At 37.5% G+C, this 13,935-nt stretch carries 13 protein-coding genes; 11 read left to right on the top strand and 2 right to left on the bottom strand.

What is annotated here, in order from left to right:
• Nucleotides 1-98 precede the first annotated feature (98 nt).
• The 8 genes from MKX66_RS15295 (at nt 99) to MKX66_RS15260 (ending at nt 7,385) form a co-directional block, all read left to right on the top strand.
• Complete coding sequence (locus MKX66_RS15295) at nt 99-1,688, top strand: ABC transporter substrate-binding protein (RefSeq protein ID WP_159146286.1); 1,590 nt, start codon at nt 99-101, stop codon at nt 1,686-1,688.
• Between the two features lie 298 nt (nt 1,689-1,986).
• Nucleotides 1,987-2,937: an ABC transporter permease gene (locus tag MKX66_RS15290; protein ID WP_002035186.1), complete on the top strand. Its 951-nt coding sequence runs from the start codon at nt 1,987-1,989 to the stop codon at nt 2,935-2,937.
• A gap of 6 nt (nt 2,938-2,943) precedes the next feature.
• Nucleotides 2,944-3,795, top strand: coding sequence for an ABC transporter permease (locus tag MKX66_RS15285; RefSeq protein WP_002035185.1), 852 nt, complete (start codon nt 2,944-2,946; stop codon nt 3,793-3,795).
• 27 nt (nt 3,796-3,822) lie between these two features.
• The gene (locus tag MKX66_RS15280; RefSeq protein WP_016119684.1) at nt 3,823-4,815 is read left to right on the top strand and encodes an ABC transporter ATP-binding protein; all 993 of its coding nucleotides are present in this window, start codon (nt 3,823-3,825) and stop codon (nt 4,813-4,815) included.
• Nucleotides 4,808-5,779 carry an ABC transporter ATP-binding protein gene (locus MKX66_RS15275; RefSeq protein WP_341086613.1) on the top strand — a complete coding sequence of 324 codons (972 nt, stop codon included), beginning with the start codon at nt 4,808-4,810 and terminating at the stop codon, nt 5,777-5,779. The genes MKX66_RS15280 and MKX66_RS15275 overlap by 8 nt, the downstream gene beginning before the upstream one ends.
• Before the next feature lie 326 nt (nt 5,780-6,105).
• Nucleotides 6,106-6,630, top strand: coding sequence for a hypothetical protein (locus MKX66_RS15270; protein ID WP_085309462.1), 525 nt, complete (start codon nt 6,106-6,108; stop codon nt 6,628-6,630).
• A 287-nt stretch (nt 6,631-6,917) separates the two neighbouring features.
• Entirely contained in the window at nt 6,918-7,079 is a 162-nt protein-coding gene (locus MKX66_RS15265; protein WP_002150223.1) for a hypothetical protein, read from the top strand.
• A 147-nt stretch (nt 7,080-7,226) separates the two neighbouring features.
• Complete coding sequence (locus MKX66_RS15260; RefSeq protein WP_002087303.1) at nt 7,227-7,385, top strand: hypothetical protein; 159 nt, start codon at nt 7,227-7,229, stop codon at nt 7,383-7,385.
• Between the two features lie 120 nt (nt 7,386-7,505).
• On the opposite strand, the gene blaIII is transcribed toward MKX66_RS15260, so the two are convergent.
• The gene (gene blaIII / locus MKX66_RS15255; protein WP_215590801.1) at nt 7,506-8,453 is read right to left on the bottom strand and encodes a class A beta-lactamase BlaIII; all 948 of its coding nucleotides are present in this window, start codon (nt 8,451-8,453) and stop codon (nt 7,506-7,508) included.
• A 566-nt stretch (nt 8,454-9,019) separates the two neighbouring features.
• Nucleotides 9,020-10,342 (bottom strand): MFS transporter, encoded by a 1,323-nt coding sequence (locus MKX66_RS15250; RefSeq protein ID WP_341086610.1) that lies wholly within the window; start codon nt 10,340-10,342, stop codon nt 9,020-9,022.
• Between the two features lie 225 nt (nt 10,343-10,567).
• Between MKX66_RS15250 and MKX66_RS15245 the strand changes: the two genes are divergently transcribed.
• From MKX66_RS15245 to MKX66_RS15235, 3 genes are read left to right on the top strand one after another with little or no spacing between them, the layout of a single operon-like run.
• A complete protein-coding gene (locus tag MKX66_RS15245) occupies nt 10,568-12,157 on the top strand; it encodes a sensor histidine kinase (protein ID WP_341086608.1) in 1,590 nt (529 codons plus the stop codon).
• Nucleotides 12,158-12,176: 19 nt separating this feature from the next.
• Nucleotides 12,177-12,854 carry a response regulator gene (locus MKX66_RS15240; RefSeq protein ID WP_341086607.1) on the top strand — a complete coding sequence of 226 codons (678 nt, stop codon included), beginning with the start codon at nt 12,177-12,179 and terminating at the stop codon, nt 12,852-12,854.
• Nucleotides 12,851-13,819: a tripartite tricarboxylate transporter substrate binding protein gene (locus tag MKX66_RS15235; protein WP_341086606.1), complete on the top strand. Its 969-nt coding sequence runs from the start codon at nt 12,851-12,853 to the stop codon at nt 13,817-13,819. The genes MKX66_RS15240 and MKX66_RS15235 overlap by 4 nt, the downstream gene beginning before the upstream one ends.
• The last annotated feature ends 116 nt before the right edge of the window (nt 13,820-13,935 follow it).

Raw genomic sequence — 13,935 nt, 5'->3', positions numbered from 1 at the left:
ACAATACATAAGGGTAGTGGTAATTTAAAACCTATAAGAAAACTCGGTATTAATTCCGAGTTTTCTTATAGGTGTAAATAGTCGAGAGGGGTCGAAATATGAAGAAGAAGTTGTTTGCATTACCATTTGTCCTACTATTACTTATTGCATTAGCGGCTTGCTCAGGGGAGAAAGATTCTTCGAAGCAAGCGAACACTAGTAAATCAGGGACTCCGAAAGATGGAGGAACGTTAACGGTTGGTGTTAGTGATAATCCAGATACGATGAACCCGCTTTATGCAAATGATCGAGTGTCATTAACGATACAGCAAGCTTTATATGCACCGCTGTATCATATGGAAGACGGTAAGAAAAAGTTTGTTCTTGCTGAGAGCTTTACGCCTTCAGAGGATCAATTAACATGGACTTTAAAATTAAAGGATAATTTGAAATGGCATGATGGTAAGAAAATTACATCAGATGATATTGTATTTACATTCAAATCTATTCTAGATGAGAAGCAAAATAGTTCAAGCCGTGAAAACTTTATTTTTAAAGGAAAGCCGCTTGAGGTGAAAAAAGTGGATGAGCTAACGACTCAATTCGTTTTACCACAAGTAAGTGCATCTTTCGAAGGGGTTATGAACGATTTCTTCCCAATTCCGAAACATGTATTTGAAGGTGAAGCGGATTTAGTGAAGAGTAAGAAAAACTTACAACCCGTAGGATCAGGTCCATTTAAATTAAAAGAGTTTAAATCAGATGAATATGTTGCGCTAGAGCGATTCGATGATTATTTTGCTGGTAAAGCGAAATTAGATTCTGTCGTGTACCGCGTTGTAAAAGACCGTAATACAGCAAACGTTTCACTACAAAATGGTCAAATTAATATGAAGATGATTGAGCCGCAAGACTTTAAGAAATTAGATAGCACTGGGAACTTCTCAATGGTCACATTCCCTGAAGGTAGATTATTCTACTTAGCTTATAACTTTAATACAGACCTTATGAAGAAAAAAGAAGTGCGCCAAGCAATTGCGCATGCATTAGATAAGAAAGAAATGATTAACTCAGCGTTCGTTTCTAGTCAATTTGCAGAACCGGCAAATTCAATCTTAACACCAGACGCTATGTATTATGCGAAAGATATTAAAGAGTATAAGTATGATCAAAAAGAAGCGAAAGATTTATTAGCAAAAGCTGGTGTGAAAGATAAAGAAAAAATCCGCGTTATGTATGTAACGAATAATAAAATCATGGAAAGTCTAGCACTTTATACACAGCAAAAATTACAAGAAGTTGGCTTACAAGTTGAACTGAATGCATTAGATGCTAGTGCAGCAAGTGAAAAAGGCTTAGATAAAGAGAATAAAGAATATGACATTACATTCGGTGGTTACATAATGGGACCAGAGCCAGATTCATATAAGAGCCTGTACTTAAGTAATGCGGAATACAATTATGCACGTTATAAAAATGCTGACTTCGATAAGTTATGGGAAGAAGCTGCGGTTGAAACAGATAAAACAAAACGCGCAGAGCTATACCACAAAATCCAAGATACAGCTAGAGAAGACTTACCTTATCTTCCAATCGCATATCCGAAAGCAGTTATTGCAGTAGATAAAAAGTTTGATGGATTAAAAGAAGCAAAAGCAATTCCAGTTACAATGTTTGAAGATCTATCGAAGATTTATGAAGTGAAATAAGAAACTGTAAAGAAGCTGGTGAAAATCAGCTTCTTTATCCCGCTTTAATGGGCAGTAAGACTCCCACCTCAAAATCCGGCGAATGCGAGGAAGTTAGGCGGGAGTAGGGCTGATTAAAGTTTCACTTTATCCCGCATTAACGGGCAGTAAGACTCCCACCTCGAAAGTCAACTGAGGCAAAGAAGTGAGGTGGGAGATCAACTGCCTGTAAATGCCCGATTGGTTCAACTAATAATCAGTGGGGATGGACAAAACCCCCACTGATTAAAGTTTCACTTTATCTTGAGGGGGGAAGTTTGTGTATAAAGTAATTGCAAAGAGGCTTTTAAATGCGATTCCGCTTTTATTTGTTATTTCTATTATTTCTTTTCTATTAATAAAACTAGCGCCGGGCGATCCTGTTCGAAACTTTGTAACGCCGAATATGAGTCCGATTGATGTCGAGCGTATTCGCAAAAGTTTAGGACTAGATCAGCCGATTTACGTGCAATATTTTTTATGGTTAAAAAATATTTTAACAGGGAATTTTGGATACTCACTTCAAAACCATCGTCCTGTTTTAGAACTTATTACAGAAAGATTACCCGCAACAATTGGGTTAATGGGATCATCTTTACTCGTCTCATTTGTAATCGCAATACCGCTTGGATTATTTACAGGTGTGAAAAAGAACTCGTTCTTTGACCGCATTGTGAACTTCATCTCCTATGTGGGAATCTCAATGCCAGTCTTTTGGTTCGCGTTACTATTAATCTACTTATTCTCTTTAAAGTTGAACATGCTTCCGAGTATGGGTATGCGCACAGTCGGTCAAGATTCCTTCTGGGATATTGTCCAGCACGGTATTTTACCTTGCATGGTGCTAGCGTTCCAAAACATCTCTGTCTATATGAGATATATTCGCTCAAGTACAATTCAGCAATTAGAGGAAGATTACGTACAAATTCAATATGCGTACGGTGCTTCACAGAAAACAGTTTTATTTAATCACGTACTTCGAAACGTATTAATACCGATCATTACAATTTTCGGATTATCCATTCCAAGTTTAGTAGGCGGAGCGTTCATTACGGAAACAGTATTCTCATGGCCGGGACTTGGTTCACTCGGGGTAAATGCTATTTTTAGATTTGATTATCCAATTATTATGGCAATCACATTATTATCATCGTTCATGTTAATTCTCGGTAATTTAATTGCTGATATTTTATATGGCGTAGTAGATCCGCGCATTCGAATGAGGGGGTGATTTGGAATGAACAATAGGAGATTTCAAACGATAAAAAATAGTTTTACAAAAAATAAGTTTGTAGTAATGGGAGTTATTATACTGGGTGTTTTAACAATCGCGTCTCTTTTCGCATTCGTATCACCGTACGATCCTAGTAAAATGTCGATTCCAGATCGTTTACAAGAACCGAGTATGAGTCATCCGTTCGGCACAGATGATTACGGAAGGGATTATTTAACGAGAGCGTTATATGGCGGACGAGTTTCCCTTGCTGTTGGTTTTCTAGCGATGGTTGTTTCCATTACAATCGGGACCGCAGTAGGAACAATTAGCGGATATTTTGGCGGAAAGTTAGACAACTTCTTAATGCGAATTGTTGAAGTTCTTATGTCGATTCCATCATTCTTCTTAATGCTACTATTAAATGCTTACTTAAAACCAGGAATTACAACGCTTGTTCTTATTATCGGATTACTAACGTGGATGGACACCGCGCGTATCGTAAGGGCAGAAACGTTATCTGTAAAAGAGCGTGAATACGTTTTATACGCAAAAGTGTCGGGACAAAAATCATTGATGATTATTGTAAGACACATCATTCCGAACATTTTATCAACCATTATAATCGCAGCGACATTAACAATTGCGACATCGATTTTAATGGAATCATCACTTAGCTTCTTAGGATTAGGTATTAGAGAACCAGATTCTTCTTGGGGCAGCATGCTAAATAATGCGCAAGGATACATAGGTGAAGCTTGGTATTTAACACTCTTCCCAGGGTTCCTTATTTTATTAACAGTACTAAGTTTTAACGTAATCGGTGAAGCGTTGAAAAAAGCTTTCGCGCCAAAAGGGGCTCATCATGAGAACTAATGCTTTAAGTGAGGGGGAGTGAAAAGCGTGTCTGAAAAACTATTAGAAGTGAAAAACTTAAAGACTTCTTTTTTCATAGAAGACGGCGAAGTAGAAGCGGTTCGCGGCGTTTCATTTAGCTTGAAAAAGGGTGAAGTCGTTGGGATTGTTGGCGAATCGGGAAGCGGAAAGAGCGTTATGGCGAAATCCGTTATGGCCCTCGTTACGTCGCCAGGGAAAGTGAAAGAAGGAGAGATTCTTTTTCAAAATGAAAACGTGCTTTCTAAATCGGAGAAAGAATTGCGTTCTATTAGAGGAAATCAAATTTCACTCATATCTCAAGATCCAATGTCGGCATTAAACCCAGTTGTGAAAATTGGTAAGCAAATGACGGAAGTAATTATTCGGCATCAAAAAGTGAAAAAGAAAGAAGCACAAAATATCGCGGTCAACTTACTAAAACAAGTCGGTCTTTCTTCACCGGAAGAAAGGGTAAAACAATATCCGCATGAACTAAGCGGCGGTATGAAGCAGCGGGTTATGATCGCAATGGCAATGTCTTGTAACCCAGACCTTCTCATTGCGGATGAACCGACGACTGCGCTTGATGTAACGATACAAGCACAAATACTAGATTTAATGAAAAACTTAAAAAACGAAACGAATATGTCGTTACTTCTTATTACACATGATCTTGGAATTGTTGCGCAAAACTGTACACGCGTCATCGTTATGTACGGCGGGCTTATTATGGAAGAAGGACCTGTACTTGATATTTTTCAATCGCCGAATCATCCATATACGAAAGGGCTATTAAACTCTCTGCCAAAAATATCGAACGGAGTAAAAGAAAGACTAGCTCCAATTCAAGGTGTCACGCCCAACTTACTACACCCGCCGAAAGGGTGCCCATTCGCAGAGCGTTGCCCACATAAAATGGACATTTGTGAAAAAGAACGTCCACCATATTTTGAAATCGGAAACGGAAGACGCTCTATGTGCTGGTTAAACGATAGGGCGGTAGGTGATTCCCATGCATGAAGAAAACTTAATTGAAGTTCGGAACTTAAAAAAGTATTTTCCTATTAAAAAAGGACTATTCGGCAGAAAAACAGAGCAATTAAAAGCAGTCGATGACCTAAGCTTCACAATAAAAAAGGGTGAAACATTCGGACTAGTAGGAGAATCCGGCTGCGGAAAATCAACGACAGGAAGAAGTATCATTCGCTTACACGATGTCACTTCAGGTAACATCCTATTCGACGAAAAAGATATCGCAGATCTAAAAGAAAGTGAACTAAAAGAATATCGAAAACGAATGCAAATCATTTTCCAAGACCCATACGCATCATTAAACCCGACAATGAACGTATTCCAAATTATTAGCGAACCGATGAACATTCACGGTTCTTACACAGCCGAAGAAAGAAAAGAAATCATTCTAGACTTACTCAAAAAAGTAGGCCTAAAAGAAGAACACCTATATCGCTATCCGCACGAATTTAGCGGGGGCCAAAGACAGCGCATAAGCATCGCGCGCGCACTATCTGTAAAACCAGACTTCATCCTATGTGACGAACCAATATCAGCACTAGATGTCTCAGTCCAAGCACAAGTCGTAAATATGCTGCAGGACATTCAAGAAGAAACAGGCGTCACATACTTATTCATCGCACATGACCTATCCATGGTAAGACACATATCAGATAGAATCGGAGTCATGTACTTAGGAAACATAGTAGAAATTGCCGACAGTGAAGACCTATACACAAAACCGGCACATCCATACACACAAGCACTACTCTCATCCATGCCAGAACCAGATCCAACAAACACAGGCAAAGAACGGATTATCCTAGAGGGAGAAGTACCAAGCCCACTAAACTCACCATCCGGCTGCAAATTCAGAACGCGCTGCAAATTCGCCACTGAAAAATGCGCGCAGGAAGTACCGAAGATGGTCGAGATTGCGAAGGGGCATGAGGTGGCTTGTCATTTGTTTTAGAGGAGAAAGCATTGGGGGGACCTGGTGGTATTTCAGTTGGTAATATGATAGCTGGTATGGCTTGTAGCGTTAAATAATTTATATAATAAACAATAAACATAAAAAAGAGCTAAGGTTCTCATACAGCCTTAGCTCTTTTTTATGTTTATTAAACAATTGATCATCTATTTTTCTTTACATAATCTCCAGATACAGTCCATATCAACTATAGATTCTTGTCTTATGCTAAATGTAATCAAAAAGCAAGTAGATAAAGATAATGACTAAAGCATTAACTCTAGATACTTTTTTGATGAATATTACAAATAAACAGGAGGTAATGAAAAATGATTAAAACATTATTAGCAGGAGCACTTTTAAGCACAGGATTGGTAGCGGGAGGTGCAGTAGGTGCAGATGATGCGAAAATGGACAATTTAAAGTCAAATGAAAATAGTTCCAATCAAGTAATTACACAGAGTGCAGATGGAACAACGTCTTTCTCACAAAACTTTGATTTACCTAAAGATGCAGTGCCAGCAACTCCTAAAGGAGACGCAAAAACTGTTGAAAGAACAGAAGGTACAGGTTCTCAAGAAGGAAAAATGGTGCCAACAAAAGAAGGTACAGATTCTCAACCAGGATTTGAAATGGGAGCCCCTGAAAAACCAGAACATGCAAAAACTGTTGAAAGAACAGAAGGTACAGGTTCTCAAGAAGGAAAAATGGTACCAGCAAAAGAAGGTACAGATTCTCAATCTGGATTTGAAATGGGAGCCCCTGAAAAACCAGAACATGCAAAAACTGTTGAAAGAACAGAAGGTACAGACTCTCAAGAAGGAAAAATGGTACCAACAAAAGAAGGAAATTAAATAATATATAGTTATAACGAAGAGCATCCAAAAGGGGTGCTCTTTTTATATTGTAGGGATTAACTAGTTTTACTCAATATAGAACTGTAGGAGGAATTGAGGCTAGAATATAGGTTACTGTCTCTTCAAATCATGGTGTTGGAAGCACTAGTTTTGGTGGTAACGTTACAACATAAACATTTTATTAGAGATTTTTTAAATTTACATACACTCTAGATAGACTACATATCAACTTCAGATACTTGTTTTATGATACAAGTAATCAAACAAAAGGAGGGCAATACAAAATGATTACAACAGTATTAACAGGGCACTCTTTTAAGTACAGGAGATTATTAACAGGTGGAGAAAATGTTGAAGATGTACAGACAGATAAACATATTCCATATGAACAAAATGAATTACAGCAAACTCTAGAAAAGTACGATTCGAAGAAATTTGAGTTATAAAAAGAAAATAGATAAATATAGTGAAAATAGATAAATTGACAAGAGAAAAGCACTTTGTGTATATCACAGGTGCTTTTCATTTTGATATAGGGCTTGAATTAAATTTTTGCACTAAAATATATACGGCAAAAAAAGGGGGGGAGTTCATTGCACAAAGTTATTTATGGAATATTAATTTTAATTTATACTTTGTATTCATTTTTTGTAAGTGATGGAAGTGAAGTAAGGTTTATTATGGTGTTAACTATAGTACTTATCTTTTCTGTAGTTTTAGAAAAAGGAAATGCAAACAAAACGACTGATTAAAGGTCTTTTTGTTTGCATTTTTTAGTTGGCTATTAAAGTCCAGATGTTTTAGGGACACTATCAAATTTTTATTTGATGAAAACACCCGCCTAAAATAGAAAACTTTTAACCTATTATCATTTATTCCGTAGCTTTTAAGGTATTTAACACGACTTTGGTTGCGTCTGCAATAAGTTTATCATCGTATTTAGCATCTTCTTTATCATGATTAGAAAGTATAGCAAGAACAATCGGCTTTTTATTTGGTGGCCAAATAATTGCGATATCATTTCTTGTTCCGTAAGATCCCGCGCCTGTTTTATCAGCTACTTCCCAGCCTTTTGGTACGCCCGCACGAATCAATTTATCTCCAGTTGTATTTCTCTTCATCCAATCTACTAATAGTTCACGTTTTTCTATTGGAAGTGCAGTTCCTAATGTAAATGATTGAAGTGTCTTAGCTATTGCTTCTGGTGTACTGGTATCGTGTGTTTCTCCTGGATGCACTTCATTTAATTCAGGTTCAAATCGTTCTGAAGTAGTAACAGTATCTCCCATTTCTCTCAAGATTTTTTCAAATTCAGAGGGCCCCCCTAACTGTTTAAGAATCAAATTATGTGCTGTGCTGTCACTATATCGAACAGAAGCATCTGCAAGTTCTTTTAACGTCATTCCTGTATCAACATGCTTTTCAGTAATTGGATTATAATTAGAAAGATCTTCATGAGTATACGTAATCCTTTGATCAAGAGCTTCTAATGAGTTCTTGCGTAAAAGAGCGCCCACAGCTAATGATTTAGATGTAGATGCAAATGCAAAACGATCATCTGAATGATAAGCAACAGTTTGATTCGTACTTGTGTCCAGTGCATAAATACCAAGCTTAGCATCATATTCTTTTTCAAGTTTAGCGAAAGAGTGATTACCTGTATTTTCTTGTTTAATTTGATTAGCTTGATTCGTTTGTTTAGGTGGTTCAGATTGAGTGTTACTATTGGAACAGCCTATAAGTGATACACATGAAAGTAATACTACAGGCACAATCTTTTTGTAATGTAAAATGTTAAAGAACTTGTTTAAAACGAACATAAATTTTCAACCTCTTTCAAGAATATATGGATTTTGTCTAGGTATTCTAAATACCAATGCAATTAAAGATGGCATAGGGTAACAATACTACTACAGCTAAAATTTCACAGGTTAAAGGACATCCAAAACGTTTATATGATTGATAAATCACGGTTTGGGGTGTTTCTTTTTTTTTTTTGCTACTTGTAATGCTTCACCTGTGAAAGTATTAAACTTGTAATACTTAACCGTAGTCTTACAATACATGTTTTTTACTTTTGGGAATAATAAGTCCTTTCATTTTTTTGTAATACATAAAAATAGATGTCAAACGGGATATGTTGTATCCAATCTGGACAACTAATGTTAGAAATACACTTATTAGACACTCTAAGTAATAAATTTGTTCCACTTTAAGATGAGGAAGAATTTGAGGTTTGTAAAATAACAATGGAACTACGTGTTTTTTCGTCATACAAAAACCTCTACATATAAGTAGAGGTTTTTAAATTGTATATTAATGAATTATGCTTTTTTAGATAAAGTAAATCGAGTTCAGTTAAACGAAGAACATAGAATACATAATTTTAACTAGATTTATTATTAGCTAGTTTATCCTCGCCACCAAGCTCCGCCTCAATTTGCGAAGTCTTCGATGACTCAGCCATACGCCAATACGTAATAAAGCTTATTGCGATACATCCAGCTACGTAGAAATAGAATAGTGATTCCATTCCGATACTTTTTAGCCATAATGCGATGAACTCGGCTGTTCCGCCAAATATCGCAACTGTTAGTGCATATGGTAAACCTACGCCAAGTGCGCGAATTTCAGTTGGAAAGAGTTCGGCTTTTACAATCGCGTTAATGGAAGTGTAACCAGTAACGATAATGAGGCCGACCATCATGAGTAAGAATGCTACCATTGGTTCTGTCGTTTTTTCCATAAAGAAGAAGATTGGTGCTGTTAGTAACGTTCCGAGAATACCGAAAGCCATTAATAGTGGGCGGCGTCCAATTTTATCGGATAATAGCCCTGCAATTGGTTGAAGTACAACGAATATAAGTAGTGCGGCAAAGTTAATCCAGCTTACAACTTCTTTCGGGAGACCGACTGTATTTACCATGAACTTTTGTAAATATGTTGTGTACGTATAGAATGCAACAGTGCCTCCTAGTGTTAGGCCGACTACTGTTAATACTGCTTTCGGGTGTTTCATAAGAGCGCGAACGGTTCCTGCGCTTTCGCGGTTTTTCGATTCCATATTTGAGAACTGCTCCGATTCATCCATTGTACGTCGAAGCCATAATACAGCTACTGCTCCCATCGCACCAATAATGAATGGAATACGCCATCCCCAAGCTTTCATATCTGGTTCGCTTAGTAATTGCTGAAGAACAATTTGAACGCCTAACGCAACCATTTGCCCTGCAACGAGCGTTACATATTGGAAACTTGAATAAAAACCACGGCGTCCACTACTAGCCATCTCAGATAAATATGTTGCGGAAGTTCCATACTCTCCGCCAAGTGATAACCCTTGAAGTAAACGAGCAAGAACTAAAATAATTGGCGCCATAATACCGATGCTTTCGTAACTAGGTGTACAGGCGATAATTAAAGAACCACCGGCCATAACTGTAATGGAAAGCGTTAATGCTGCCCGGCGGCCGTGCCGATCCGCATAACGTCCCATTAATAAACTTCCGATAGGGCGCATTAAAAATCCGACTGCAAAAATAGCTGCTGTGTTCAGTAACTGACTCGTTGGATCTCCTTTAGGAAAGAACTCTGCTGAGAAGTAAACAGCGAAAGCAGAGTAAACGTACCAGTCGTACCATTCAATTAAATTGCCGACGGAACCTTTAAAGATATTGCCGGCGACTCGGTTAGATTTTGCTTGAGCCATAATAATTCCTCCTCTTGCTTATAAATAAAATGATAATTATGAAAGCGTGTTCAATATAGTTGAATTGTACTGTTCTTGAGTTGAAATCTCAATATTATGACAATTTTATTCTTTTTGTACTTTATGTACATGGAGATTTTTAATAGTTGCTTCATTATTAGTTTTGTCATAATAATAGAAAAAGGAGATTGATAGTTTTGAATATTTTATCAAAGGATATGGAGTATGAAGAAATCACGCAAAGTGTCATTACAAACGAAAATAGTAAGCTTAATTATTACGTTAATTTTATTTGTTGTTCTTCTATTAGCGGGAATATTTGTTTACATTCAGTCTGTTGATACGAAGCGCCAAGTAGAACAGTTAGCTCTGCAAACGGCTAAATCTTTGTCTTTTATGCCAGCTATAAAAGATGCTTTTCAATACAACGAGCATAAAAGTACGATTCAATCCATTGCGGAACAAGTTCGTGAGCAAGCTGGTGCAGATTATGTAATTGTGGAAGATCGCTATGGGGTTATGTATTCCCATTCTAATTCTGAGTTGATTGGAACAAAAAGTAACAATCCATATAACTATGAAGCACTCACTTTTGGTGGCTATTATACACTCGAAGGAAATGGTGCAAGTGGTCCGGCTTTAATGGCGAAGGCACCCATTATTGTTCATAACGGAGACTACGATCAAGTTGTAGGCGTTGTGACAGTAGAGTTTTTAATAAAGGGTATTGAATCTAACATACTGAGCAGAACGAAAGAAATTATACTCTTTTCTTTAGCGGTGTTACTAGTTGGAATTGTTGGCGGCATTCTTTTAGCACGTAGCATTCGTAAAGATACACTCGGTTTAGAGCCGAATGAAATTGCAGCGTTATACCGGGAACGAAGTGCGATACTACTATCTATAAAAGAAGGGATTATCGCTATTGATCAAAATGGTTTTATTACGATGATGAACACGTCGGCAGAAGAGATGTTGCATGTAAGTGATGATTATATGCAGCAGCACATTTCAAAAGTTTTACCGAATTTTAATATGGAAAGAGTGCTAGAAAACGATCAAGAAATCGCGTTTCAAGATAAAGTGTTTATTTTAAACATGACACCAATACTCGAAAATAACAGTACGGTAGGCGTTGTATGTAGTTTTAGAGATAAAACAGAACTGCAAAACCTTGTTAACACAATATCTGAGGTAAGGAAGTATTCAGAGGACTTACGCGCTCAAACACATGAATTTACAAATAAGCTTTTTGTCTTATCAGGATTACTTCAGTTAGGACATTACAAAGAAGCGATTGAATTTATTCAACAAGAATCTAATATTCATCAAAGCCAAAACCATATTTTATTCCATCAAATTCATGATGCGAAAGTACAAGCTATTTTATTAGGTAAACTCGGAACAGCGTCTGAGAAGAAAATTGATTTTCATATTGAAGGAGATAGTGCGCTTCAACCGTTGTCGGGCCATATAAAAGTTTCGCACCTTATTACGATCCTTGGAAACATAATCGACAATGCGTTTGATGCGGTGAGTGAACGAGAGGACAAGAATGTTTCCTTCTTTGTTACGGATATTGGACATGACATTGTATTTGAAGTGATAGATAGTGGAGCGGGAGTACCGGCAGAAAAAATCACGACCATTTTTCAAAAAGGGTTTTCAACGAAAGGAAATGATCGTGGTTACGGACTAGCAAACGTGAAAGAAATGGTAGATCTACTAGGGGGAACAATTGAAATTCAAAACGAGAAAAATGGGGGAGCTATTTTTACAATTTACCTTCCAAAAACATTGAGAGAAAGTACATGACAAACTGGGGGATGGGCATATGTTGAAGGTTGCAATTGCAGAAGATGATTTCCGCGTCGCGCAAATTCAAGAGGAGTTTTTATCAAAAATAAAAGACGTAAAAGTGATTGGAAAAGCATTGAACGCGAAAGAAACGATGGAACTACTACAAAGGGAAGAAATCGATTTACTTCTATTAGATAATTACTTACCAGACGGAATCGGTACAGACTTATTACCAAAAATTCATGCTGACTTTCCAAACGTTGACGTCATTATGGTTACGGCGGCAAATGAAAACCATATGTTAGAAAAAGCAATTCGAAATGGCGTAAGTAACTACCTTATAAAACCGGTCACGTTAGAAAAATTCGTTCGCACAATTGAAGAATATAAAAGAAAGAAGCAACTATTACATAGTAACAATGAAGTGAATCAAGCACTTATCGATAACTTCTTCGGCATTTCGCAAACACAAGACGTAAAAAACTTACCGACAGGTGTAGATCCGCTAACACTGCAAAAAGTGAAAGGGATTATAAAAGGATTCGAAGAGGGCATTACAATAGAAGAAATGGGAGAACAAATGGGGGCTTCCAGAACAACCGCAAGAAGGTATTTAGAATACTTAGTAGCGACAAACGAATGCACAGTAGAGTACACATACGGCATTATCGGACGACCAGAACGAAAATATCGCATAGGACGAGGACTATGAAAAAAAGATTATTACTAAGTATATGGATCATGACAGGAGTAATAGCTGGTTGTTCCGTAGAAAAAACGCACAAGAATAAAGTGAACATAGAAGAAGTAGAAATCGTTGCGCCAAACGTTCAAGGAGCGGGATGGGACTTAACAGCACGGGCGATGCAAAAAACACTGACAGAAGAAAAAATCTTCACAAAACCAATCACTGTCACAAACAAAGTAGGTGGCAGCGGTGATGTCGGATGGAAATATACGAAACAAAAAGGTGGTCACGTACTGGCGATTAACTCAAGCTTACTCATAACGAACAACCTACTAGGCCACAGTAAACTAACATATAAAGACTTCACACCGCTCGCGACACTCGCATCGGACTGGGAAGTCTTTGTCGTCTCAAAAGAATCAAACATAGAAAACGCAAACCAACTAATAGAACAACTAAAACAAGACAAGAAAAACTTCAAAATCGGCGTTGCCCCAGGCCTAGGAAACGACGATCACCTATCCTTCGTGCAAGTAAGCAAAGCATTCGGCATCAACCCTGCCGAACTACAATTCTTCGTCTACGAAAACAAAGAAAAAATCATAAACGCCCTAACGAACAAACAAATAGGCGCCGCAACAATGACCCTATCCGAAGCCGAAAAACAATACAAAGCCGGCAAAATAAAAATACTAGCCGTATCCGCACCAAAACGACTAGACCGACTACCAGAAATCCCAACGTGGAAAGAACAAGGAATCGACGTTGTCTTCCAGCACTGGAAAGGGATTATGGGCCCGAAAGATATGATGGAGGAAGAGGTTGCTTATTGGGATAGTATTATTAAGAAGATGGTGGAGAGTGATAGTTGGAAGGGGATTTTGAGGGAGAGGGGTTGGGAGAGTTTTTATAAGGGGAGTGGGGAGAGTAGGAGTTTTTTGGAGGAGAGTTATGGGTGGTATGGGGGTATGGTTAAGTTTATTGATTAATACATGTTTATTTGTAAGAAATAGGATATGTGACATAAATAATGCCACATTATAAGTTATAATTTACTTATAACAATTTATTAAAATGATTATTCAGGAGAATTGATTCACAAATT

The organism is Bacillus sp. FSL R9-9530, assembly GCF_038008145.1.
Lineage (GTDB): Bacteria > Bacillota > Bacilli > Bacillales > Bacillaceae_G > Bacillus_A > Bacillus_A mycoides.
This window is presented reverse-complemented; position numbering and strand designations above follow the sequence as displayed.